Genomic DNA, 24,072 nt, shown 5'->3' with positions numbered 1-24,072 from the left:
GGCGTTTTACCGTGGAAGATGACCGTGCCGCACCCTGCCCCTCCCTCACTTGCCGACCAGATCGAAGACTTGCTGCCGCAAACGCAATGCACCAAATGCGGCTACAACGGTTGCCGCCCGTATGCGGAAGCGATTGCCGCCGGCAGCGCCGACATCAACCAGTGCCCACCGGGCGGTGCGCAAGGCATCGTGCGTCTGGCCGGCTTGCTGGGCAAAAAAGTCATCCCGCTCAATCCCGTCAACGGCCTCGAACGTCCGCGATCTGTCGCCTATATCGACGAATCGCTGTGTATCGGCTGTACCCTGTGCATCCAGGCCTGTCCCGTCGACGCCATCGTCGGCGCCGCCAAGCAGATGCATACGGTGGTGACAAGCCTGTGCACGGGCTGCGACCTGTGCGTGGCGCCCTGCCCCGTCGACTGCATCGTCATGTACCCGGTCAGCGGCGACGCCACGGGCTGGGATGCCTGGAGCCAGGCCGAGGCGGACGACGCGCGCGCGCGCCACGATTTCCGCACGCAGCGTTTGCGCCGCGAAACAGAGGAAAATGAAGCACGCCTGGCCGCCAAGGCCGTCGCCAAGATGCATGAAGTGACGCAGGAAGTGCCCGTCACGCCAGACGAACAGGCCGAAAAGGAACGCAAGCGCGCCATCATCGCCGCCGCCATGGAGCGCGCGCGCGCCAAGGCCGCTGCCGCCAGCACGGACACCGCCCAGCCAGCCACCATCACCCCGAAAAAAGACGCATGAACGCCGCCAAACGCCTGGAAATCTTTACGCGCTTTCGCGCCGCCAACCCTTCCCCGAAAACGGAACTCGACTACACGACGCCGTTCGAGCTGCTGATCGCCGTGCTGCTGTCGGCGCAGGCAACGGACGTGTCCGTCAACAAGGCGACCCGCTTGCTGTATCCGGTCGCCAATACGCCGGCCACGATACTGGCCCTGGGCGTGGACGAGCTGGCCAGCTACATCCGCACCATCGGCCTGTTCCGCACCAAGGCGAAGAACGTCATCGCCACCTGCCAGATACTGCTGGAGCAGCACGGCGGCGAAGTGCCGCGCGACCGCGCCTCGCTGGAAGCCTTGCCCGGCGTGGGCCGCAAGACGGCGAATGTGGTCATGAACACGGCGTTTGGCGAACCGACCATGGCCGTGGATACGCATATCTTCCGCGTCTCGAACCGCACCGGCATCGCGCCGGGCAAGAATGTCGATATCGTCGAGCAAAAACTGCTGAAATTCATCCCCAAGGAATTCCTGCACGACGCCCACCACTGGCTCATCTTGCACGGCCGCTACACGTGCACGGCGCGCAAGCCCCAATGCTGGAACTGCATGATTGCCGACCTGTGCGATTACAAGGACAAGTCGCCGATGCCGGCCGTGGTATAGAGCAAAAAAAAACGGCCCGCAAGGGCCGTTTTTTGATTCGCAGCAAGCGGGAGCTTACAGCAAGACCATATTATCGCGATGAATCAGCTCATGGCCTTCCATATAGCCGAGGATGGACTCGATCTCGGTGGAAGGCTTGCGCATGATGCGGCGCGCTTCGCCGCTCGTGTAATTGGACAGGCCGCGCGCCACGGGCGCGCCATCGGCATCGACGCAGGTGATCACGGCGCCGCGGCCGAATTCGCCATTCACGCCCGTCACGCCGATAGGCAACAGTGACTTGCCTTCCTGGCGCAGCTTTTGCACGGCGCCCGCATCGAGCACGACGGCGCCGGCCGTATGCAAATGATCGGCCATCCACTGCTTGCGCGCCGTCAATTGCCCCGTTTGCGCCCGCAACTCCGTACCGATCGCTTCGCCCTGTGCCAGGCGGCTGAGCACGTCGCTGTCGCGGCCCCAGGCGATGATGGTATGGGCGCCGGACTTGGCGGCGCGCTTGGCGGCAAGGATTTTCGTCAGCATGCCGCCACGCCCCAGGCTGCTGCCGGCACCGCCGGCCATCGCTTCCAGGGCCGGATCGCCGGCGATGCCTTGCGTGATCAGGTAAGCGTCCGGGTCCTTGCGCGGATCGGCCGAGAACAGGCCGTGCTGGTCCGTCAGGATGACCAGCGCATCGGCTTCGATCAGGTTGGCCACCAGGGCACCCAGGGTGTCGTTGTCGCCGAACTTGATTTCATCGGTGACGACGGTGTCGTTTTCATTGATGATCGGCACCACGCCCAGGCGCAGCAGGGTCGTCAGGGTGGAACGGGCATTCAGGTAGCGTTCGCGGTCGGCCAGGTCGGCGTGCGTGAGCAGCACTTGCGCCGTGCCGAGGCTGTGGGCGCGGAAGCTGCTTTCATAGATTTGCGCCAGGCCCATCTGGCCGACGGCGGCGCAAGCCTGCAATTCGTGGATATCGGTGGGGCGCTGCTCGAAACCGAGGCGCAGCATGCCTTCGGCGATGGCGCCGGAGCTCACCAGCACGACTTCCTTGCCCAGGGCGCGCAAGCCGGAAATCTGCGCGGCCCAGCGCGCGATGGCGGCATGATCGAGTCCGCGGCCATCGTTGGTGACCAGCGAAGAACCAACTTTGATGATGATGCGGGTAGCTTTTTGAATCACGGAATCCATGGGGCGGCGCTCTTCACTTAATAGACGTCAGCGCGCAGGACGCAGCAGCAGCAAGGCCAGCCCCGCCGTCAGCTCCATTGCGCACATGAACAACACAAAACCCTGAGGCAAGCCGAAGCTGATGGCCGCGAATAAACGGCCGGCGGGCTGCGCCAGGACCAACATTGCAGTGATATCGCCGAGGACAGGCGGTTCGCCCTGCCGTGCCGCGAACAGTGCCAGGAGCGCGGTAGCGCCCCAGACACCGACATGAGTAGCGTAGAACTGGCTGTAGCCGTTGACGCCATTGAGGAAGATGCCCATGCCGGCCGCCATTTCATCGGCGAACAACAGGCAGGCGACCGCGCTCAGCCCGTAAGCATACGCGATCAGATGCAATACACGGCGCTGCCACGCTTGCTTGCGCGCTGGCGCGACAGCGGCCGTCTGTACCGACATCAGGGTAAAGCCTTAGTCGAGGATCTTGAAACGCGGATCATCCGGGTCGATCGACGAGATACCGCGTGCTTCTTCGGTCATCTGCGTTTCTTCGGCACGGCTTTCGCTGTGTTTCTTCTCTTCCAGATGCTGGTAAATCGCATTCACCAGTTCCGGGCAACCCTGATGGTTCAGCGCGGAGATCTCGAAGACGGGACCTTTCCAGGCGAAACGCTTGAGGAAGTCCTTGACGATCTTCTTGCGCTCTTCTTCCGGCACCATGTCGAGCTTGTTCAACACCAGCCAGCGCGGTTTGTCGACCAGCGACTCGTCGTACTTTTTCAATTCCTTGACCAGCGCCTTGGCTTCCTTGACAGGATCGACGTTGGTTTCAAACGGCGCCAGGTCGACAATGTGCAACAGCAAGCCCGTGCGCTGCAAGTGGCGCAGGAATTGATGGCCCAGGCCCGCGCCTTCGGAAGCGCCTTCGATCAAGCCGGGAATGTCGGCAATCACAAAGCTCTTCTCGTGCGACACGCGCACCACGCCCAGGTTCGGGTGCAGGGTGGTAAATGGATAATCGGCAATTTTCGGACGCGCGTTCGAGACGGCCGAAATGAAGGTCGACTTGCCGGCGTTCGGCATGCCCAGCAGGCCCACGTCAGCCAGCACTTTCAGTTCCAGGCGCAGTTCGCGGCGTTCGCCTTCCTTGCCCTCGCCTTTTTGGCGCGGTGCGCGGTTGGTCGAGGACTTGAAGTGGATATTGCCCCAGCCGCCTTCGCCGCCCTTGGCCAGCATTTCGGTCTGGCCGTGCTCGGTCAGATCGGCCAGGATTTCGCCGCTCGCGTTGTCGATGATCAAGGTGCCGACCGGCATGCGCAGGTGGATGTCATCGGCGCCCTTGCCATAGCAATCTGCGCCACGGCCAGGCTCGCCATTGCGAGCCTTGTGCATTTTGGAGAAGCGGAAATCGACGAGCGTGTTGATATTGCGGTCGGCGACTGCCCAAATGGTGCCGCCCTTGCCGCCATCGCCGCCATCGGGACCGCCGAAAGGCCGGAATTTTTCACGGCAGAAAGAGGCGCAGCCGTTGCCGCCATCGCCCGCGATGACTTCGATTTTTGCTTCGTCGATAAACTTCATAATTTTGCCGCCATAAAACTAAAAAGGCTCTACCTTGGGCAGAGCCTTTCGATTGAAGGCTTGCGCCTTACATCATGCGATCATTGCGGAGCGAACTGGCGCTCCGCGACGAATTACGCTGGTACTGCTGCGTTAGGTACAACGGTCACGAATTGCTTCGAGCCAGCACCTTTGACAACGAACTTCACTTTGCCCGCGATCAGCGCGAACAACGTGTGGTCCTTGCCCATGCCTACGCCTTCGCCAGCGCGCACTGGGGTGCCGCGTTGACGAATGATGATGCCGCCAGCATTGATAGCTTGGCCGCCGTAGACTTTAACGCCCAGACGTTTTGATTCTGAATCACGGCCGTTTCGCGTTGTGCCGCCGCCTTTTTTATGTGCCATTTAAGACTCCTTGATAGCTGATTAATTCAAACAGCGGCGATTAGCCGTTGATCGAAACGATTTGGATTTCGGTAAAATTCTGGCGATGGCCTTGATGCTTTTGGTAATGCTTACGACGACGCATCTTGAAAATTTTGACCTTATCATGGCGACCATGCGCCACAACCGTAACCAGTACCGTTGCACCTTCGACCAATGGAGCACCAAACTTGATGCTGTCGCCCGCGCCTACTGCGAGAACTTGATCGATGGTGATTTCGGAACCAATGTCTGCCGGTATCTGTTCTACTTTAAGTTTTTCGCCAGCGACAACTTTGTATTGTTTGCCACCGGTTTTTATGACCGCGTACATGATTTGAAACCTCATCAAATGTTGAAAGAATTTGTCCCACTGCCATGAAAAGCAAGCCGTGCACAACAGGGGGAACCAGCGATTATACACGGACTGAGAAATTGCGTCAAAAACTATTCACAAAGCTTGATGATCGTGGTATGTCGACAACCTGACCATCATGTCAGGCTTGCGCCAGGCGGACAGCAAAACGCGCGCCAGTGCCAACAAGGTCAATCAATTGCTCTACAGTCATAGGCAAACGTCACGCACGCGCAAGCCTTGTCGTATAATCGCGGCACCCACAATCTAATGCAGGTTCGCCTTGTCTGACGCTAACAAACACGTTAACCAAAACACCATCGTGCAAACGATTGCCGCCGATATGGACGCAGTCAATACGGTGATCCGCCAAAAGTTGCACTCCGATGTGATTCTGATCAACCAGATCGCTGAATACATCATCAGCGCAGGCGGCAAACGCATCCGTCCCGTGCTGATCTTGCTGGTGGCCAATGCCCACGCCTATCGCGGCACGGCGCACCATGAACTGGCCGCCGTGGTCGAATTCATCCACACCGCCACCTTGCTGCACGACGACGTCGTCGATGAATCGTCGATGCGCCGCGGACGCCAGACGGCCAATGCCCTGTTCGGCAATGCCGCTTCGGTGCTGGTGGGCGACTTCCTGCACTCGCGCTCGTTCCAGCTGATGGTATCGCTGAATAATATGCGCGTCATGCAAATCCTGTCCGACGCCACCAACGTGATCGCCGAAGGCGAAGTGCTGCAGTTGTTGAACATGCACGATCCGGACGTGACACAGGAAAGCTATCTGAACGTCATCCGCTCGAAGACAGCCAAGCTGTTCGAAGCGTCGGCGCAACTGGGCGCCCTGATCGCCGGCGCCAGCGAAGACGATATCGAAGCGGCAGCCGAATACGGCCGCTCGCTGGGCACGGCCTTCCAGCTGATCGATGACGTGCTCGACTATGCAGGCGACGCCGCCGAAATCGGCAAGAACGTGGGCGACGACTTGCGCGAAGGCAAACCGACCATGCCGCTGATCTGGCTGATGGAAAACGGTACGCCAGAGCAACGCGAACTGGTGCGCAGCTGCATCGAGCAAGGCGACGAACAGCATTTCGACGCTGTCCTGACGGCCATCACCAGCAGCGGCGCCCTCGACTACACGCGCAAGCAGGCGGAAATCGCCGGCCAGCGCGCCGCCGATGCCATCGCCGGCTGGCCGGACAGCGTCTACAAGCAATCCATGCTGCAGCTGTGCTCGTTTGCCGTGGACCGCAATCACTGATCGCGTTTCATCCCATGCAATACAAAACGGCGCCACTGGCGCCGTTTTCTTTATGTGCCGCTTATTTGCTGCGCTCATGCTCCATCGCGGCGCCCGCCAATGCCTGGACGATGGCCGGCGCCGCTTCCAGCCGCTCGCTGTAGCGGCTGCCCAGGTAATCGCGGCGGTCGCGCACCAGCAGGGTGAATTTATACAGCTCCTCCATCACGTCGACCAGGCGCTCGTAATACGGCGATGGCTTCATGCGGCCGTCATCGTCGAATTCCTGATACGCCTTGGCAACCGAAGACTGGTTCGGTATCGTCACCATGCGCATCCAGCGTCCCAGCACGCGCAAGCCGTTGACGGCATTGAACGATTGCGAACCGCCCGACACTTGCATCACGGCCAGGGTCCGGCCCTGCGTGGGCCGCACGCTGCCCGTTTCCAGCGGCAGCCAGTCGATCTGCGACTTGAACACGCCCGTGACGGCGCCATGGCGTTCCGGGCTGCACCACACTTGCCCTTCCGACCATAGCGACAGCGCGCGCAATTCCTGCACCTTCGGATGCTCGGGCGACACGCTGTCGACCATGGGCAAGCCATGCGGATCGAACACGCGCGTGTCGGCGCCAAAGTGGCGCAGGATGCGCTCCGCTTCCAGGGTCAGCAGCTTGCTGTACGAGCGCTCGCGCAAGGAACCGTACAGCAGCAGGATGCGCGGCGCATGGGTGGACACGCTGGCCGGCGCCAGCTTGTCCAGGTCCGGCACGTCCAGGTGCGCAGCATTGATATTCGGCAAATCATTCATTCAGGCCACCGGCTTGCCGTCGGCGCCGACCACGGCCTGGCCGTCTTCCTTGACGAAGGCCCCTTGCTGCGGCAGCGGCAGGATGTCCAGCACTTTTTCCGACGGCCGGCACAGGCGCACGCCCAGTTCCGTGACGACGATGGGGCGGTTGATCAAGATAGGATGGGCTTGCATGGCGTCCAGCAGGGCCGCGTCCGGCAAGTCCGGATTGGCCAGGCCCAGCTCGTCATACAGGGCACCCTTGTCGCGCATCGCCGCGCGCACGGACAGGCCCGCGCGGCTGATCAGGTCGACCAGCTCGTCGCGCGACGGCGGATGCTTGACGTAATCGATGATGACGGGCTCGACACCCGTGTTGCGGATCAGGGCCAGGGTATTGCGCGAGGTGCCGCACGCCGTGTTGTGATAGATCGTGATCGTCATGTCGTGATGTCCTTGAGTAAATGAGATTCATTGACGCAACAAGAGGCGCCAGCACAGCAATTCTCGGTCAAGAAGGCCAGCAAGCCATTCATGCCCGCATAGTTGGCGGCGTAGATGATGGAGCGGCCCGCCTTGCTCGCCGTCACCAGGTTGGCGTGCGCCAACTCCTTCAAATGAAACGACAGCGACGATGGTGCGATCGCCAGCGCTTCGGCGATTTTCGTCGCCGCCATGCCTTGCGGCCCCGCTTGCACCAGCAGGCGGAACACGGCCAGCCGCGATTCCTGTGCCAGCGCAGCCAGGGCAGCGATGGCGGCCGTGCTTGTCAGCGGCGCAGCCTGCGTTGCGATAGTATTGTTGTTTTCCATAATTCAATAATACTCGAATTATGGAATCAATGCCAGTAATCACGATGCGTACGTAACCCAGCGCACCGACTGTCATGATCAATCGGTCTATCTTGATGAAAAAATCACTGCGATTGGCATCCCCATGACACGCTCGACACCCCTGAAAATCCTCGGCTGGAGCCTGGCCGCCCTGCTGGCCCTGATCGCCATCGTGGTCATCTTCGTGCTGACCTTCGACTGGAACCGCGCCCGCCCCTACATCAACGAAAAGGTGTCGGAAAGCACGGGCCGCACTTTCGTCATCGGTGGCGATTTGCAGGTGCAATGGAAGCAAGGGCTGAAAACGGAGCCGGGCTGGCGCCGCTACGTGCCGCGTCCCATCATCAGCGCGCAGGACGTGCGCATGAGCAACCCGGACTGGGCGACGGCCGGCCCGCAACTGGCCAGCGCGAAACGCATCGACGTGGCCATCCATCCGCTGCCCCTGCTGCAACACAGGCTGGTGCTGACGGACCTGGCGCTCGACTCTCCCAATATTGCCCTGCAGCGGCGCGCCGATGGCAGCAACAGCTGGACCTTGAAGGATAACGGCCCTTCGGCATGGGACGTGGAAATCCAGCGCATGGCCTTCGGCGACGGCGCCATCCGCTACCTCGACGAGGGCATCGCGCTGGACCTGCGCGCCAAGGTCAGCTCGACAGCGCCCGACGCCACGCCGGGCGACGCGCCAGGCAGCGCGCCCGTGCAGAAATACGGCATCGAATTCACCCTGGGCGGCAGCTACCGCAAGGCGCCCGTGACGGGTGGAGGCAAGGCCGGTGCCGTGCTGTCCTTGACCGACAACAACACTGTCTATCCCGTGCAGGCGCATGCCGTGCTGGGCAAGAACAAGGCCAGCATCGATGGCACCCTGACGGACCCGCGCTCGCTGTCGGGCATCGATTTGCAGCTGAGCCTGGCCGGCGCCAGCATGGCCGACCTGTATCCGCTGACGGGTGTACTGCTGCCGGAAACCCCGGACTACGCCACCAAAGGCCGCCTGCTGGGCAAGAAGGACGGCGCCATCTGGAACTGGACCTATCAAAACTTCAAGGGCACGGTGGGCCAGAGCGACCTGGCCGGTACCCTGCAGTACTTGCCGCGCCAGCCGCGTCCCTTGCTGCGCGGCGAAGTGACGTCGCAGCAATTGCGCCTGGAAGACCTGGGCCCTACCATCGGCGCCGACAGCAATGCGCAGAAACAGGCGCGCGGCAAGGCGCCTGTGCAGCCCGACAACAAAGCCTTGCCCGTGGAACAGTTCAATACAGCCAAATGGAATGCGCTCGACGCCGACGTGAAATTCACGGGCAAGAAACTGGTGCGCACGCACGATATCCCGCTCAACAATGTCGTCGCCAACATCCACATGAAAGACAAGGTGCTGAGTCTGACGCCGCTCAACTTCGGCATGGCCGGCGGCGACATCACCTCGAACATCACGCTCGATGGCCGTCAAAAGACCATCGCCGCGCAAGCCAAGGTGGCAGCGCGCCACCTCAAAATTCGCGAACTGTTTCCCAAGCTGCAATCGATGCAAGCGAGCTTCGGCGAAGTGTATGGCGATGCGGCGCTGACGGGCCACGGCAATTCCGTCTCGGCCATGCTGGCCAGCGCGAATGGCGAGCTGGCGGCCACCGTCAGCGAAGGCTCCGTCAGCCAGTTCATGCTGGAACTGGCTGGCCTGAACCTGGCCAACGCCGTTTTCGTGAAAATCTTTGGCGACAAGCAAGTCCACCTGAACTGCCTGGCCAGCGACTTCGCCGTCACGAATGGCCAGGCCAACGTGCGCCGCTTCGTGCTCGACACGGACAGCGCCGTCGTGAATGTCACGGGCAACGTCAACCTGGCAAGCGAAACCCTGGACCTCGACGTGCGCCCCCGTACCAAGGGCGCCCGCATCATCACCCTGCGCACGCCGCTGTATGCGAAAGGCACGTTCAAGAACCCGGACGTGGGCCCGCAGAAAGGCCCGCTGGCGTTGAAAGCCGGCGCCGCCGTGGCCCTGGCCACCGTCGTCACGCCGCTGGCCGCCCTGCTGCCGCTGGTCAGCGTCGACAAGGCCCCCGACACGGACTGCGCCGCCGTCATGGCGCAAGCCAACGCCACCCGCAAAGCCCCGACTTCGCCTGCGACGAATGCGCCAGCCAAGAAAGTGAGCGAAGCGGAAATCAGGAAGGCGCAGCAGGAAAAGAAATAGACCTTGATGCAGCCGCTTGAAAGCCGTGCCACCATCTGCTGTAATGAAGGAGCGGGGTGTGGCTCAGCCTGGTAGAGCGCTGCGTTCGGGACGCAGAGGCCGGAGGTTCGAATCCTCTCACCCCGACCAGCTTTTTCCTTACTAGGCTGACGTGAACTGCCGTCACCTTGATCTGCGCGTTGGCAGGTTGCCGGGAAGTATGATATTAACTGCATTATTAATATCTTGATCACTTCTCGCGCAAGGGCCTGACCGATGTCTTTCCTGATAGTTCTGGCCGCACTGGCCTTCCTGATGCTGGCCGCCTACCGTGGCTACAGCGTGATCCTGTTTGCGCCGGTCGCCGCGCTGGGTGCCGTGCTGCTCACCGATCCGTCCGCCGTGCCGGCTGTCTTCAGCGGTATCTTCATGGAAAAGATGGTCGGCTTTATCAAGCTGTATTTCCCCGTCTTTTTGCTCGGCGCCGTGTTCGGCAAGCTGATCGAGCTGTCCGGCTTTTCACAGTCCATCGTCGTGGCCGCCATCCGCTATATCGGCAGTTCGCGCGCGAATGCCGTCATCGTTGCCGTGTGCGCCGCCCTGACGTACGGCGGCGTGTCGCTGTTCGTGGTGGTGTTTGCCGTGTACCCGTTCGCGGCCGAGCTGTACCGCCAGAGCAATATCCCCAAGCGCCTGATGCCGGGCGCCATCGCCCTGGGCGCATTTTCCTTCACCATGGATACCTTGCCCGGCACGCCGCAAATCCAGAACATCATCCCCACCACCTTTTTCAATACGACCGGCTGGGCCGCGCCATGGCTGGGCACCATCGGCGCCGTGCTGACGGTGATCATGGGACTGGCCTTCCTGGAATGGCGCCGCCGGTCCGTCATGGCGACGGGCGAAGGTTATGGCGTGGAAGCGGAACAGGCCAAGACCGGCGGTGGCGACTTGCCCCATCCGCTGCTGTCGGTGGCGCCTTTGGTGCTGGTGGGCGTGGCCAACTTTGCGCTGACCAAGCTGATTCCCCACTGGTATGGCGACAGTTACGTACTCACCGCCGAGGCACTGCCCGGCTTGCATGCACCCGTGTCGACGTCGATAGCGTCCGTGACCGGTATCTGGGCCGTGGAAGGCGCCTTATTGCTGGGCATCTTGCTCGTGTGCGTGACGGCCTTCGGGCGTATCCGTGCCGCCTTTGCCGAAGGCACCAAGGCGGCCGTGGGCGGCGCCCTGCTGGCGGCCATGAATACGGCATCCGAATATGGCTTTGGCGGCGTCATCGCCGCCCTGCCCGGTTTTCTTGCCGTCAGCAACACCTTGCGCAGCGTGCCCGATCCGCTCGTCAACGCAGCGGTCTCCGTGACGACCCTGGCCGGCATTACGGGCTCGGCTTCGGGCGGCATGAGCATTGCGCTGGCGGCCATGTCGGACAGTTTTATCCAGGCCGCGCAGCAGGCGCACATTCCGCTCGAAGTCATGCACCGCGTGGTGGCCATGGCCAGCGGCGGCATGGATACCTTGCCGCACAATGGCGCCGTGATCACCCTGCTGGCCGTCACGGGCCTCACGCACCGCCAGTCCTACCGCGACATTTTCGGCATCACCGTCATCAAGACGGTGGCCGTGTTCCTCGTCATTGCCATCTATTACATGACGGGACTGGTGTGAGGGTTGGGCAAGCTACAGCCGCGACGACGATGCCGGCTTCGCCAACGCTTGCGCCGGCTTGAACAGATGGCTGATGCCCATGGTCAGCAGCGGGCCGGCCAGCGCCAGGTAGGAACTGTCGACACCGTACGGATTGCCCGCCAGGAACCAGCCGATGGTGGCGATCACGGAGACGATCACGCCAACGAAGGCGCCGCGCGGCGTGCCGAACTTCGGCGCATAGAAGGCCATCAGCACCAGCACGGCCAGGGTGGCGCGCAGGGCCTTGCCCAGGAAGGCGATCATCAGCAGTTTTTCCGCATACAGCGCCAGCACCAGCGGCAGCAAGCCGGCCACGACGATGGCGATGCGCAGGAACATCAGCGATTTCGCGTCGTTCTTCGCCTTGTTGTACCAGGGATCATAAAAATCCTTCATGGCCAGGGTGGCCGATGCCAGGGTGGTGGCGGAAATGCCGCCGAACAGGGCGCCGGCCAGGCCGACGATCATGATACTGGCGGAAAACGCCGGCATGTGGGCGATCAGGGTCGGGAAGGCGTCGATCGACTTCATGCCCGGATACAGCACGGCACTGCACATGCCGATCAGGGCCGCCATCAGGCCGAACGGGATCATCAGCGACGACACGTAGTAACAGGCGCGCTTGGCCACGGCCGGATTGTCCGTGCTGACCAGGGCCTGGATCACGTATTGCGTGGCGAAGATGGAACCGATGCCGCCGATCATCCAGGCGATGATCTGGCCCCAGCCAATCTCGACCCAGTTGAACATCTTGGCCGGCAGCTGCGCCTGCAGCGCGCCGATGCCGCCTGTGGCTTCCAGCGCATACGCCAGCGCCAGGATCACGCCCAGGTACTTGACGATGGAGTGGGCAAAATTGGTGTACACCACCGAGCGCATGCCGCCCAGGCTGACATAGATCACGGTAATGGCGCCCACCAGCAAGATGGCCACGGTCTTGTTGATATGCAGCACGGCTGCCAGCACGGCGCCGCCACTCGCGTACAGGGCCACGGCAACGATGCTCAGCGCAACGATGGTGAGGATGGACGCCGCATAGCGCACGGGTTCGCCGTAGGTTTGCGCCAGGATGCCGGAAATCGTCGACTGCCCGCTTTCCTTGTATTTTTTCACCAGCACGATGGCCAGCAGCAAGAAGCCCAGCGACAGCGCCACCAGATTCCAGGCGGCGGAAATACCCAGTTCATAACCCTTCTGGGCCGTGCCGATGCTGACGGAGCTGCCAATAAATTCCGACAACAAGAGCGCGCCGATCAGGTAGGCGGGATAGTTGCGCCCGCCCGCCGTCATGCCCTCGGCGCTGTTGGCATGCTTGCGCACGCTATACGTAATGTACGACATGAGGGCGAAATAGCCCACCGTGACTGCCGCGATAATGATCAATCTGTTTTCCATCCGTCTACTCCAAGTCTGCTTTTCTTATTATTATTTTTCAAGAAAGCTTCCCCTGCCGCACGCCGGACCAGCCGGCGGCGGTGCTCAGAGGAAAACCACATTCCTGCCGTACCGATACGGTACAGCAAGCCTCACACTAAAAAAGTGCGCAACTGCGCCGTAAACAAGTCCGCCGCCTCGATGTTCGAGATATGCGAGGCGGGCAGGCTTGCCAGGCGGGCGCCCGCGATCTGCTGCTGCAGCCAGCGCCCGTCGTCGACGGTGGTCACGGGATCGTGCTCGCCCGCGATGATCAGGGTCGGCAAGGCGATCGTGCCGACGCAGGCGTGCAAGTCCGCCTGGGCCAGCATGTCGCAGCAGGCCGCGTAGCCGCCGGCATCCTGGCTGCGCAAAATGCCGGCCAGGCGCGCCACCGTGGCCGCTTCGCGCGCGATGAACGGCGGCGTGAACCAGCGCGCGGCGGCGCTCCCGGCCACCGCAGCCATGCCGTCGCGGCGCACTTGCTCCGCCCGCAGCTGCCACGGCGCGGCGCCACCGATGCGCGCCGCCGTATTTGCCAGTACGAGCTGCGTCAGGCGCTGCGGCTGGTGAATGCCCAGCCACTGGCCCGTCAAGCCGCCCATGGAAATGCCGCAGAAGGCGGCACGGGCAATATCGAGGTGGTCGAGCAGTGCCACCACGTCCAGTCCCAGCCGCCCGATGCCGAACGGCGCGCTGCCGCTGGCCGACCGGCCATGGCCGCGCGTGTCGTAGCGCACGACAAAAAAATCGCCGGCCAGCGCGGCCGCTTGCGCATCCCACATGGATAGGTCCGTGCCGAGGGAATTCGACAGGACGAGGCAGGGCTTGCTGCGCTCGCCATCCGTGCGGTGATGCAGGCCGATACCGTCCACCTCGCACATTTTCCCGGCAGTGTCGTTGCCTGTATCCGTCATCGCATGTCTCCTCAGGAATCGTCGTCGCGCACCGACGAGGGATGGCGGCACAGCGGCATCACGTCGATCTGCATGTAGGGAAACAGCGGCAAGGAGGTGAGCAAGTTGTGCAGCTCCTCCACGCTGTCCACGTCGAAGACGCTGATGTTGGCGTACTGGCCGGCGATGCGCCACAGGTGGCGCCACTTGCCTTCGTGCTGCAGGCGCTGCGCCAGTGCCTTTTCCGTCTGCTTGAGCTGCGCCGCCTGCTCGGCGGGCATGCTCAATGGCAGGTTCACGTTCATGCGTACATGGAATAACATGGTTTCTCCTTAAGATTTTTATAGGCACTTACAACGCCAAACAAAACCGTAGCGAGCGGAAGAGAGTTGCGGTCGAGAAGCGCAACTGTACGAAGGTACAGTGAGCATCGCAGACCGTAAATCACGACGCGCAGTAGGTTTTGATAGGCGTCCTCAGGCGCGCTGCATGGAACGCAGCTTGTCCATATCGATCTCGACACCCAGGCCCGGCCCCGTCGGCACTTGCAGCATGAAATCGCGGTAGACCAGCGGCTCGCGCAGGACTTCCTGCGTCAGCAGCAGTGGCCCGAACAGCTCCGTGCCCCAGGCCAGTTCCGCGAACGTGGAGCACACGTGGGCCGTGGCGGCGGTGCCGACGCCGCCTTCGAGCATGGTGCCGCCGTACAGTCCCACGCCAGCCAGGCGCGCCACGGTGGCCACTTCCAGCGCGGGCAGCAAGCCGCCCGACTGGGTGATTTTCACCGCATACACATCGGCCGCATCGGCCTGGGCCAGCGCCAGCGCATCGGCGGGACCGTGCAAGGCTTCGTCGGCCATGATGGCCACGTCGAAGCGCCGCGTCAGGCGCGCCAGCGCGGCGCGGTTGCCGGCTTTCACGGGCTGTTCGATCAGATCGATGCCGCCGGCTTCCAGTGCGGCGATGCCGCGCACGGCGTCCGTCTCGCTCCAGGCCTGGTTGACATCGACGCGCACGCTGGCCCGTTCGCCCAGCGCCCGCTTGATCTCCAGCACGTGGGCCACGTCATCCATCACGTCGCGCATGCCGATCTTCAGCTTGAAGATGCGGTGCCGGCGCAAGTCCAGCATTTTTTCCCCTTCGGCGATATCGCGCGCGGTGTCGCCGCTGGCCAGCACCCAGGCCACAGGCAGTGCATCGCGCACGCGGCCGCCCAGCAATTCCGACAGCGGCACGTTCAGGCGGCGCGCCTGCGCATCGAGCAGCGCCGTCTCGATCGCGCACTTGGCGAAGCGGTTGCCCTGTATGACCTTGCGCACCCTGGCCATGGCCTTGGCCACTTCGCTCGCTTCCATGCCGACCAGCAGCGGCGCGATATAGGTATCGATATTCGTCTTGATGCTTTCCGGGCTTTCTCCGCCGTAGCTCAAGCCGCCGATGGTGGTCGCTTCGCCCCAGCCCGTGATGCCGTCAGCGCAGCGCAGCCGCACCAGCACCAGGGTTTGCGTATTCATGGTGGCGACGGACATCCGGTGCGGACGAATGGTTGGCACATCGACCAGGTAGGTCTCGATATTTTGAATCATATTTATTCCGTATAATTCTGTGGAGTGGTGACACGATATTCCCCGAATCTCCCCACGTCCAACACCGAGTTGGTATCAAACCTATACCTGAAAGGTATGAAGATGGAATTACGGCACTTGCGCTACTTCGTTGCGGTCGCGGAGGAAAGAAACTTCACGCGGGCCGCCGCGCGCTTGCACATCGCGCAGCCGCCGCTGAGCCGGCAGATGCAGCAGCTGGAAGAAATCCTGGGCGTGGCGCTGATCGAAAAGGGTTCGCGTCCCTTGCGCCTGACGGAAGCGGGCGAGTTTTTCCTCGCCCATGCGCGGCCACTGCTCGACCAGGTGCGCGACCTGCAGGCGATGACGCAGCGTGTCGGCAAACTGGAACGCACCCTGTCGATCGGCTTTGTCGCGTCGACCCTGTATGGGGAATTGCCAGACATCGTGCACCGCTTTTGCGAGCGCCATCCCGAGGTCGACGTGACCCTGCATGAAATGACGACGGTGCAGCAGCTCAAGGCCCTGAAGGAAGGCCGCATCGACGTGGGTTTCGGGCGCCTGAAAAGCGAAGACCCCAGCATCCGCCGCATCCTGCTGCGCGAGGAGCGGCTGGTGGTGGCCCTGCCGCCCGGCCACCGGCTGGCCAGGGGGGAAGGCGGATTGCGCCTCACTGACCTGATCCACGAAACCCTGCTCGTGTATCCGAAAGCGCCCCGCCCCAGCTTTGCAGACCAGGTGCTGGCCATGTTCAGCGAAGGCAATGTCACGCCCGGCCCCGTCACGGAAGTGCGCGAGCTGCAGATTTCCATGGGACTGGTGGCGGCCGGCCAGGGCATTTCCATCGTGCCGGAAAGCGTGCAAGCCATGCATCACCGGAACGTCGTATACCGCAAGCTGGACGACAAGCATGCGTTCTCGCCGATTTTATTCAGCATGCGGCATATGGACCGCTCGCCTGAACTGGAAAACATCCTCGCCGCCGTGTACTCGATCTACGATGAACACGGCATCGCGCACGTCAAGGAAAGCCTGTAGCAGTGACTACGCCGCGTCGGCCAGCAATTCCGGGCGCAGCGCGCGGATGCGCAGTTCCGTGAAGTAGCCGCCCGCCTCGTTGTAGCGCAGGTAGTAACGGCCGCAGTTCAGGCAGCGGGCCACCTGGCTCAGGTTCGCGGGATAGTAGCGCGGGGCGATGGGCGCATCGATGCTGTCGTAGCGCGTGCCGTGCGGGTGGTATTCGGCAAACGTCGGTTCCTCGTACGGATCTTCGCGCAGGGTGCCGATTTCTTCAAAGCGGTCCAGCTCCAGCGAAGTAGGCAGGCGCTGCCAGGCGTGCAGCGGGACGGCGCAGCAGCTGCATTTTTTGGTGATCGTGGCCGAAGCGGTGGCCAGCGCGGACAAGGCGGGAAAGTCGAGGAATATCATGTTCAGCCATTGCAAAGGTGCGGCCTGTGGCAACGAGCCTGGCCGCGCCCTTTCATTCTAGCGGAATGCATCTTTCAATGCCCCATGAAGTCATTCCACTTCGGCAGCAGCACGATGCTGTTCGGATTGAGCCCCTTGTTTTTCAGGGTGTCGACACTCCCCGCCACCACCTCCTTTTTCATGTCGATGACGGTGATGCTGCCATCGCTCATGCCCGGCAGGTTGAGCAGCGCATTCTGCACGAAGGCATAGCGGCCATCCCTGGTGAACGCCACGTGGTGCGCGCCTTCGGCGGCAGTGATCGATTTCAATAGCCGGGGCTTGCCGATGCCGCCCGTCAGGTCGAAGATATGCAGGTGGCCCGGCTTGGCCGTCGTCAGGTACAGCCGCGTCGCGCCCTTGTTGAAATACAGCTCCAGCGGCACGCCCGCCTTTTGTTCGGCAAAGTCATGCACCTGGGCCGTGTCGAAATCCCTGGTTGCCGGATTCCACGTGGCGGTCCACACGGTGCCGCCGTACATATTGGCGACGTAGGCGACAGGCGGTTTGCTGCCCGGGACGAACAGCACTTCCACCGGCGCTTCGCCAGACGGCGACGGCTTTTTCGACAGCTTGTGCGTGCCCAGCACCTTGCCCGTGCTCGTTTCCAGCACGCTGATCACCTCCCCCGCGTCGCCCAGGTCCGTGGGGCGGATGGTGCTCGTCAGCAGGGTGCGGTCGATGCCATCGTGGACGGCCAGGCCATGCGGATATGGCGCCGGCAGCCTGACGGTGCGTCCCGGCTTGTCGTGCACGGCGTCGCCTTCCAGCATGGCCTGCGATCCCATGCAGCTCAGATACCAGCGCTTGTGGTCATCCGAAAAGACGATGTCCTCGCCCACCTGGCAAGTCGGTACCTCGATCACCTTGATGGGAAAGTCCTTGTGGCGCATGTCCATCACGCGCAGCTGCGTCTTGCCCAGCGCCGTGATGTAAGCCTTGCTCATGTCGTGGTTGTAGAAGATATGGTGCGCCACCAGGTCCGGCGGCAGGGCGATGTCGCGCACGATCTTGCCGAAGTTTTTCGACTCGGGATCGACATCGATGATGGCGATGCCCTCCTTGCGCGACGGCGGCGCGACAGGGCTTTTCAGCGACTTCAATGACTCGGGCGCCTTGCTCTCGTAATTGACCATGGCCAGGATTTCGGCCGACGCAGGCAACACCGCCAGGCATGTCACGGCCAATGCAAACATCGCTTTTTTCATCATCTCCCCCACCTTTTCCAAGTGTCGTCGGATCCGCGCCGATCATTCTACGGCCGCACTTTTTCAAACTGGCGTTTTTTTTCAGATGGCCAATGCTGGAAATCTTTCCTAAAATTTAAGCATGAAAAAATACTCAGTCCGCCCTCCGCTTGCCAGCCTGGGCCTGGCCATCTTCCTGCTGTGCATATCGGCGCAAAGCCAGTCGCAGGGCGGCTCTGCGGCAAAACCGCAGCAACTGGAACAGCATGTGGCGCTGGCCATCGCGCAGCGCAAAATCGCCGCGAAGCCACCGACGATACGGGTCCGGCAGGACACCCGGATCACCGTGGATTGGAGTACCGACGAAATAGTCAGTATCCACTTGCATGGCTACGATCAGCTGCTGGAGGTCAAGCCGGGCGAGACAAAAGCCATGCGCATCGACGCCACGGTGCCGGGACGCTTCCCTGTTTCCGCGCACGGCTATGGCGCGCAAACGGAGGGCAAGGGCAAGCAGCACAAGCATCACCGCGAGGCGCCCCTGATGTACCTGGAAGTGCTGCCGCGATGATGCGGCGCGCCATCGCTTTCGTCCTGCTGGCCGCGCCAGGCATCGCCCATGCGCACGGCTTCGGCCAGCGCTACGACCTGCCCTTGCCGCTCTGGCTATATTTGCTGGGCGCGGGACTGACGGTGGCGCTGTCGTTTGCCTTCCTGGCACTGTGGCGCCGGGATGGCACAGCGGCCTGCCAGGGCGACTATGCGCGCCTCGTCCTGCGGCAGGTTCCTGGCGCGCGCGCCATCGCTTTCGCACTGCGCCTGCTGGTGCTGGCGTTGTATATCCTGGTGATCGTGGCGGGACTGGTGGGCGTGCAAAACCCCGTGAAAAATATCGCGCCCGCCATGGTGTGGGCCATCTGGTGGGTCGGCATGGCCTACGTGTCGGCGCTGCTGGGCGACTTGTGGGCGCTGGTCAATCCGCTCGACAGCGTGGCGCGCGCGGCCCAGCAACTGTTCCCCCGCTGGCGCGCACCGCTGGCGTGGCCGCGCTGGCTCGACAGCTGGCCGGCGGCGGCCCTGTTCTTCGGCTTTATCTGGATGGAGCTGAACTGGGAAGGCAGCGAGCAGCCGGCCAGCCTGGCCTGGACCATGCTGCTGTATTCCGCCTGCACGTGGGCAGGCATGGCGCTGTTCGGCCGCGCCGCCTGGCTGCGCCATGCGGAAGTTTTCAACGTCGTCTTCGGTCTGCTGGCCCGCTTCGCGCCCGTGACATTCCGCGACGGCGCCTGCTACGTGCGCCCGTATGCGGCGGGCCTGCTGGCGGTGGAACCCGTGCGCCCTGCCTGCCTGGTGCTGGTGATCCTCATGCTGGCCTCCGTCAGCTTCGACGGCATGATGGAAACGCAAACGTGGTACGACATCGTCGACGCCGTCCTCGCCGTGGCGCCTGGTGCACTGGCATGTATCACCACGGCCGCCCTGCTGCTGATGCCGGCCCTGTTCCTGCTGGTGTTCCTGCTGTTTTGCGCGCTGATCGCCCGCTGCGGCGCCAGCGATGGCCAGCCGGCCATACCCTTGCTGCGCGTGGCCGGCCACTTCGTGCTGACCCTGGTGCCGATCGCCATCGCCTACCATTTCGCCCACTACCTGTCTTTCCTGGCGATGGCGGGCCAGTACCTGATTCCGCTGGCGTCGGACCCGCTGGGCCTGGACTGGGACCTGTTCGGCACGAAGCTGTACTTCATCCGCCTTGGCATCATCGACGCCAAGGTGGTGTGGTACGTATCCCTGTTCGCCATCGTCGCAGGCCACGTGGCGGCCGTCTGGCTGGCCCATGTCTGCGCGCTGCGCCTGTACGCCAGTCGCCGCGCGGCCCTGCGCAGCCAGTATCCGATGCTGGCCCTGATGATCGCCTACACTTTGCTCAGTCTCTGGATCATCGCGCAGCCCATCGTCGGCGGCTAGCCCGTGCCAGGAACAGCTCCAGCAGCAACAGCATGCCGCCGGAAACGAGCAGCAGCGGCATCAGCGCGCACATGGCGGCTGCCGCCAGCCAGGCCAGCGCGGAAGGCGACGTCCAGGCGCCCGGCAGCAGCCTGGGTAAACCCAGCGAGCCAGGCAAGCGCCGTTTGAAAAACATCACCCAGCCCGACACCAGCGAGAACAGCACGCTGGCGCCGAACAGCAGCAGCACGGCCTGGTTCCACCAGCCGAATTCGCCGCGGTGAAACGGAATGCCGATGGCGGTGGCCTTGCCGAACGCCGTCTGCGCTTCCCACCCCGCGTAATACAGGGGCTTGCCGCTATAGGCATCGAATTGCAGGTCGAAGCGCAAGGTGGGCTGGCTGCGGTCAGCCATGGTGGCGCGCCACACATCGTCCTGGCTGGCCGGCGCCGTCAGCTGCACGGCGATGGCGGGCGCGTGGCTGCGCGCTACCTGCCACGCATCCTGCCAGTCGAGCGGAGCGCCCTCCTCGCGCGAGTGCAAATCACGTGGCACGGGCGGCGGCGCCTGGCCGCTGACGTCGCGCAACGCGCGGATGCGCCCGCCCGCCTGCTGGCTCCACGTCAGGCCCGTCGTCAGGATCACAACGCTGACGATGCCGAGCGCCACGCCCAGGAAAGCATGCCACTGGCGCCAGCCATTGCGGCCCCGCGCGCCCCGCTTCGGCAAGCCCGATTGCGCGCCACGCGGCCACCACAGCACCACGCCCGTCACCAGCATCACCATCAGCCAGCTGGCCGCCAGCTCGATCATCCAGCGCCAGCCATCGTTTTGCAGCAGGCGCGAATGCAGCTTTTTCGCCCAGTTGCCGAAGCGCTCGCTGCTGGCCAGGCTGCCCAGCACGCGCGCGTCATGGGGATTCACATACACGACGATGGCCTGCGCGGGCAGGCCGAACTTCGGCCTGGCGGGCGTGAGCGGCGCTGCATGTCCGCCGTGGCCCGCATGTTCATCCTGCGCGCCGCCGGGCGGCGCAAACGCCACCTGCACCGCATCATCCTGTTGAAACGGCGGCACCACGTGCTGCACCGCCCAGCCTCGAGGCGCAGCCCGCTCCGCAGCCGCCACGGCGGCGTCCAGCGGCAGCATGGACGCTTGCGGCGCCACATGGTCCAGGTGCTGGTACAGCCTTGCCTCGATCTGCGGCGTGAACACGTACAAAATGCCCGTCAGGGTAGCTAGCAGGGCAAACGGCGAGGCGATCAGCGCGGCCCAGAAGTGGATGCGCCAGTACAGGCTTTTGCGCCGCGCGATGAGAAAGGTGAAATCGTCCATGGCCATCCTCACAGTGCGTTATAGGTATAGGACAGGCCCAACATCACGCTGCGCGGCGCACCAGGCGTGTACTGGTTCTGGCTGTTCGGCGCATAGCTGCCCGTGCCCGCATAGCTGCTGCTGGCCGAATCGGCATAGCGTTTATCGGCCAGGTTGCGCACCTGCGCCCACGCTTCCAGCCCGCGCGCGACCTGATAGCTGGCGCGCAGGTTCAGCAAGGCGTGGCCCTTGTACTCCACCGTGTTGGCATTGTTCATCCAGTAGCGCCCCTGGTGCACGGCTTCAAGTGCGATACGCGCGCCGGCCACGAGCTTGTAGCCGATCTCGAACGAGGTGATGTCGCGCGGCGCCTGCGGCATGGCGCGGCCGCTGTAATCGAGAGTACTGGAGAGCTGGTAGCGCAGGTAGCGGTGGCGCGCGATGGCCGTGGCGAAGCGCGCGTCGAACGGGCCGCTGTCGTAATTCAGGCCCAGCTCCAGCCCTTCGCTGCGCGTGCGCCCCGCATTGCGGTTTTCGCTGTTGCCCGGCGAGAGCGTGTAGCTGACGATCGTGTCGCGCCCTTCGAGCCGGTACAGGGCCGTATCGAGTTTCAAACGGCCCTGCAAAAAGGCCCAGCGCAGGCCCAGTTCATAGTTGTTGTAGACGGACGGCTGCAAGTTGGCGATGCCCGTCTTGCCATACAACTGGCTCACTTCCGGCGGCGTGAAGCCCTGGCTGACGTTCGCATACGCGCTGCCCGCATGGCCGATGGCGTAGGTGGCGCCCAGTTTCGGACTCACATGCGAAAAACTGCGCGACTCGTCGGGCGCGCCGTAATTGACGCTGCCGCCGGGCGCCAGCTTGTTATGGTAGTCGTAGCGGATGGCGTCAGAACGGCCACCCAGCACCACGCGCGTGCCCACCAGCGGAGAAAATTCCCATTGCGCGAAGACGGCCGTGTTGAGGATATCCGTCTGGTAGTCGCGCACGCCCTGCGGATTGCTGGCATTGGCCAGGGAGTAGCGCAGGTAGCGGCCCGTGGCGGCATCGCGCACGATGGACAGATTGTCGCTGACAAAGGGATTGTCGCTCTTGTCCACGTACACACCAGCGATCAGGCGCGAACGCAGCCACGCGAATTCCTGCTGGTGCTTCACGTCCAGCCCCAGCGAATCGACGTGGTTGTTGTTGATGACGCCCTTGCACAGCATGCCCGCGCAACTGCCTATGGAATACGCGGGAATCTGCCCATGGTCGTTCTTGCGCGTAAACACGGTGACGGTGCTCGTGCCATTGGCTGTCGTCGCGCCTTCCCACGCCAGGTTCATGCGCGTGGTCTTGTCCTTGCGGTAGGTAAACGTGTTCAGACTCTTGCCGGGATTGCTGCGGTAATCGTTTTCGAACAGGCTGCCCGTCATGGCCGCATCGAGATCCGTGTGGACGATGGTGGCGCGCAGCTGCGAGGTGGAACTGAGCGCATAGTCGGCGCGCAGCGAGAACGAATCCTTGTCGCCATAGCTGTACTCCTGCCAGTTATCGCGCGAACGGCGCGAGCTGTAATGGGAAAAGCGCAGTCCCAGCGGACCCCAGGTATCGCTGGCGGAAGTGTCGTAGCGGGTGTAGCCGCCCACGTTATCGCGCCGCACGCCCACGCTTGCCGTGGGTGTCGCGCTGGCGCCGGCCGTGAGGAAATTGACGGCGCCGCCGACGGCATTGCTGCCGTACAGCGACGAGGCGGCGCCCTTCACCACTTCCACGCCGCTGGCGCCCGCCATGTTCATCTCGTTGAGCGAGTTATGGTTGAAGACGCCCAGCGGGCGGATGGGAATGCCGTCTTCGAGGTACTGGTAGACGGCATTCGTGCCGATGGGCTGGCGGATGCTCATGCTGTGCTGCTCGTTGCCCAGGTCATTCCAGTACACGCCGGCGATGCGGTTGAGGATATCGCCCATGGTCTTGGGCTTGTCGCGTTCCAGCATTTTGGCATTGACGGCACCGATGGCCTGCGGCGTCTCGGACAGCCACGATTGCGCGCGCGAACCGGAAACGACGACGGTGTCGATGGCGTGGTCGGTTTGGTCAGTTTGCTGCGCCTGCGCGCAGGGGTAAGCGAGGGTGATGGCGACGGCCAGCACCAATAATTTCTTGTTCATGTGATTCTCGTATAAGTGTGCGGATGCGGCGCGTCACACCGCAAGGTGGGCAGCGCCAGCATTGAAAATGCAAAAACCTAGACGAGAGCGGGCGGCGCGCGCGACTGCGCGGTGGACCAGATGAACAGCGGTGACGGGGACTGGTAGTACAGGGCCGGGAAAATGGCCGTGCCGCTGGCCACAAGCAGCGGCAGCACGGGACTGGCGGGCGGCAGGCCGACGGAACCCGCGTGCGTGGAACAGAAGGCACAATGCTCCATCTGCATGGCCTTGCCGCCGGATTTTTCATCGGCGGCGCCGTCATTGTCGACCTGGACGAAACGGATGCCGGCCACCGAACAGATTTCCGCCCAGCCGGAGCCGGACTCCTGCTTGGCGTTGGCGACAGCCTGGGAAATCGACGGCGCGAGCGCCGCCAGCAGGATCGCGAAACAGGCGATCCAGGCGGCAAAGCGGCGCGTGAACAAGGTCATTCCCATGGCCGCATTTTACCAGCGGCCGCC

Annotated in this window: 25 protein-coding genes and 1 tRNA gene; 9 read left to right on the top strand and 17 right to left on the bottom strand. The window is 63.0% G+C overall.

Annotated elements, in window-relative coordinates:
• The first annotated feature begins 18 nt into the window (after positions 1-18).
• Together rsxB and nth are read left to right on the top strand one after the other, a co-directional pair.
• Positions 19-750, top strand: coding sequence for an electron transport complex subunit RsxB (rsxB, locus tag IGS58_RS18005; RefSeq protein ID WP_070260072.1), 732 nt, complete (start codon positions 19-21; stop codon positions 748-750).
• Positions 747-1,394 (top strand): endonuclease III, encoded by a 648-nt coding sequence (nth, locus tag IGS58_RS18000; RefSeq protein WP_034782448.1) that lies wholly within the window; start codon positions 747-749, stop codon positions 1,392-1,394. The genes rsxB and nth overlap by 4 nt, the downstream gene beginning before the upstream one ends.
• A gap of 54 nt (positions 1,395-1,448) precedes the next feature.
• Here the strand turns inward: nth and proB are convergent, their stop codons facing one another.
• The 5 genes from proB to rplU form a co-directional block, all read right to left on the bottom strand.
• Positions 1,449-2,567: a glutamate 5-kinase gene (gene proB / locus IGS58_RS17995; protein ID WP_034782447.1), complete on the bottom strand. Its 1,119-nt coding sequence runs from the start codon at positions 2,565-2,567 to the stop codon at positions 1,449-1,451.
• A gap of 27 nt (positions 2,568-2,594) precedes the next feature.
• The gene (locus IGS58_RS17990) at positions 2,595-3,005 is read right to left on the bottom strand and encodes a hypothetical protein (RefSeq protein ID WP_034782445.1); all 411 of its coding nucleotides are present in this window, start codon (positions 3,003-3,005) and stop codon (positions 2,595-2,597) included.
• Between the two features lie 12 nt (positions 3,006-3,017).
• Positions 3,018-4,127: a GTPase ObgE gene (gene obgE, locus IGS58_RS17985; RefSeq protein ID WP_034754647.1), complete on the bottom strand. Its 1,110-nt coding sequence runs from the start codon at positions 4,125-4,127 to the stop codon at positions 3,018-3,020.
• A 113-nt stretch (positions 4,128-4,240) separates the two neighbouring features.
• The gene (rpmA, locus tag IGS58_RS17980; RefSeq protein WP_010395157.1) at positions 4,241-4,513 is read right to left on the bottom strand and encodes a 50S ribosomal protein L27; all 273 of its coding nucleotides are present in this window, start codon (positions 4,511-4,513) and stop codon (positions 4,241-4,243) included.
• A 40-nt stretch (positions 4,514-4,553) separates the two neighbouring features.
• The gene (gene rplU / locus IGS58_RS17975) at positions 4,554-4,865 is read right to left on the bottom strand and encodes a 50S ribosomal protein L21 (protein ID WP_034754730.1); all 312 of its coding nucleotides are present in this window, start codon (positions 4,863-4,865) and stop codon (positions 4,554-4,556) included.
• A gap of 304 nt (positions 4,866-5,169) precedes the next feature.
• Here rplU and ispB point away from each other — a divergent pair, with 304 nt between their 5' ends.
• Complete coding sequence (gene ispB, locus IGS58_RS17970; RefSeq protein WP_077400159.1) at positions 5,170-6,159, top strand: octaprenyl diphosphate synthase; 990 nt, start codon at positions 5,170-5,172, stop codon at positions 6,157-6,159.
• A gap of 61 nt (positions 6,160-6,220) precedes the next feature.
• On the opposite strand, the gene arsH is transcribed toward ispB, so the two are convergent.
• The 3 genes from arsH to IGS58_RS17955 are packed head-to-tail and all read right to left on the bottom strand — an operon-like array spanning position 6,221 to position 7,740.
• Positions 6,221-6,949 (bottom strand): arsenical resistance protein ArsH, encoded by a 729-nt coding sequence (arsH, locus tag IGS58_RS17965; RefSeq protein ID WP_070260078.1) that lies wholly within the window; start codon positions 6,947-6,949, stop codon positions 6,221-6,223.
• Positions 6,950-7,372: an arsenate reductase (glutaredoxin) gene (gene arsC / locus IGS58_RS17960; protein ID WP_070260082.1), complete on the bottom strand. Its 423-nt coding sequence runs from the start codon at positions 7,370-7,372 to the stop codon at positions 6,950-6,952.
• A complete protein-coding gene (locus IGS58_RS17955; RefSeq protein ID WP_174718093.1) occupies positions 7,369-7,740 on the bottom strand; it encodes an ArsR/SmtB family transcription factor in 372 nt (123 codons plus the stop codon). Before IGS58_RS17955 ends, arsC begins: the two co-directional genes overlap by 4 nt.
• A gap of 124 nt (positions 7,741-7,864) precedes the next feature.
• On the opposite strand from IGS58_RS17955, the gene IGS58_RS17950 reads away from it, so the two are divergent.
• The 3 genes from IGS58_RS17950 to IGS58_RS17940 all read left to right on the top strand — a co-directional run bounded on the left by IGS58_RS17950 (position 7,865) and on the right by IGS58_RS17940 (position 11,608).
• Positions 7,865-9,958, top strand: coding sequence for an AsmA family protein (locus tag IGS58_RS17950; RefSeq protein WP_230522284.1), 2,094 nt, complete (start codon positions 7,865-7,867; stop codon positions 9,956-9,958).
• Between the two features lie 52 nt (positions 9,959-10,010).
• Positions 10,011-10,087: transfer RNA gene (locus IGS58_RS17945), tRNA-Pro, on the top strand.
• Between the two features lie 126 nt (positions 10,088-10,213).
• The gene (locus IGS58_RS17940) at positions 10,214-11,608 is read left to right on the top strand and encodes a GntP family permease (protein ID WP_099389573.1); all 1,395 of its coding nucleotides are present in this window, start codon (positions 10,214-10,216) and stop codon (positions 11,606-11,608) included.
• A 12-nt stretch (positions 11,609-11,620) separates the two neighbouring features.
• Here IGS58_RS17940 and IGS58_RS17935 read toward each other — a convergent pair whose 3' ends face one another.
• From IGS58_RS17935 to IGS58_RS17920, 4 genes are all read right to left on the bottom strand, one after another.
• Positions 11,621-13,024 carry a sodium:solute symporter family protein gene (locus IGS58_RS17935; RefSeq protein ID WP_034782432.1) on the bottom strand — a complete coding sequence of 468 codons (1,404 nt, stop codon included), beginning with the start codon at positions 13,022-13,024 and terminating at the stop codon, positions 11,621-11,623.
• A 131-nt stretch (positions 13,025-13,155) separates the two neighbouring features.
• Positions 13,156-13,959 (bottom strand): 3-oxoadipate enol-lactonase, encoded by an 804-nt coding sequence (pcaD, locus tag IGS58_RS17930; protein WP_230522283.1) that lies wholly within the window; start codon positions 13,957-13,959, stop codon positions 13,156-13,158.
• 11 nt (positions 13,960-13,970) lie between these two features.
• Positions 13,971-14,261, bottom strand: coding sequence for a muconolactone Delta-isomerase (gene catC, locus IGS58_RS17925; protein ID WP_034782430.1), 291 nt, complete (start codon positions 14,259-14,261; stop codon positions 13,971-13,973).
• 153 nt (positions 14,262-14,414) lie between these two features.
• Positions 14,415-15,524, bottom strand: coding sequence for a muconate/chloromuconate family cycloisomerase (locus IGS58_RS17920; RefSeq protein ID WP_070260092.1), 1,110 nt, complete (start codon positions 15,522-15,524; stop codon positions 14,415-14,417).
• Positions 15,525-15,626: 102 nt separating this feature from the next.
• Between IGS58_RS17920 and IGS58_RS17915 the strand changes: the two genes are divergently transcribed.
• Positions 15,627-16,541, top strand: a complete 915-nt coding sequence (locus tag IGS58_RS17915; RefSeq protein ID WP_070260212.1) for a LysR family transcriptional regulator — start codon at positions 15,627-15,629, stop codon at positions 16,539-16,541.
• 6 nt (positions 16,542-16,547) lie between these two features.
• On the opposite strand, the gene IGS58_RS17910 is transcribed toward IGS58_RS17915, so the two are convergent.
• Together IGS58_RS17910 and IGS58_RS17905 are read right to left on the bottom strand one after the other, a co-directional pair.
• Positions 16,548-16,931 (bottom strand): hypothetical protein, encoded by a 384-nt coding sequence (locus tag IGS58_RS17910; protein WP_230522282.1) that lies wholly within the window; start codon positions 16,929-16,931, stop codon positions 16,548-16,550.
• Positions 16,932-17,005: 74 nt separating this feature from the next.
• Positions 17,006-18,166, bottom strand: a complete 1,161-nt coding sequence (locus tag IGS58_RS17905; RefSeq protein WP_230522281.1) for a YncE family protein — start codon at positions 18,164-18,166, stop codon at positions 17,006-17,008.
• A gap of 133 nt (positions 18,167-18,299) precedes the next feature.
• On the opposite strand from IGS58_RS17905, the gene IGS58_RS17900 reads away from it, so the two are divergent.
• Both IGS58_RS17900 and IGS58_RS17895 read left to right on the top strand, forming a co-directional pair.
• The gene (locus IGS58_RS17900) at positions 18,300-18,728 is read left to right on the top strand and encodes a hypothetical protein (RefSeq protein WP_230522280.1); all 429 of its coding nucleotides are present in this window, start codon (positions 18,300-18,302) and stop codon (positions 18,726-18,728) included.
• A complete protein-coding gene (locus tag IGS58_RS17895; protein ID WP_230522279.1) occupies positions 18,725-20,122 on the top strand; it encodes a hypothetical protein in 1,398 nt (465 codons plus the stop codon). The genes IGS58_RS17900 and IGS58_RS17895 overlap by 4 nt, the downstream gene beginning before the upstream one ends.
• Here the strand turns inward: IGS58_RS17895 and IGS58_RS17890 are convergent.
• From IGS58_RS17890 to IGS58_RS17880, 3 genes are all read right to left on the bottom strand, one after another.
• Positions 20,094-21,437, bottom strand: coding sequence for a PepSY-associated TM helix domain-containing protein (locus IGS58_RS17890; protein WP_230522278.1), 1,344 nt, complete (start codon positions 21,435-21,437; stop codon positions 20,094-20,096). The genes IGS58_RS17895 and IGS58_RS17890 overlap by 29 nt on opposite strands.
• 8 nt (positions 21,438-21,445) lie before the next feature.
• Entirely contained in the window at positions 21,446-23,569 is a 2,124-nt protein-coding gene (locus IGS58_RS17885) for a TonB-dependent receptor family protein (protein WP_230522277.1), read from the bottom strand.
• A 77-nt stretch (positions 23,570-23,646) separates the two neighbouring features.
• Complete coding sequence (locus IGS58_RS17880; RefSeq protein WP_230522276.1) at positions 23,647-24,048, bottom strand: DUF2946 domain-containing protein; 402 nt, start codon at positions 24,046-24,048, stop codon at positions 23,647-23,649.
• Positions 24,049-24,072 lie beyond the last annotated feature (24 nt).

The sequence above is a fragment of the Janthinobacterium sp. EB271-G4-7A genome (genome assembly GCF_020858075.1).
GTDB lineage: Bacteria > Pseudomonadota > Gammaproteobacteria > Burkholderiales > Burkholderiaceae_D > Janthinobacterium > Janthinobacterium lividum.
The sequence above is the reverse complement of the archived record's forward strand: the minus strand, read 5'-3'. Positions and strand labels throughout refer to the sequence as shown.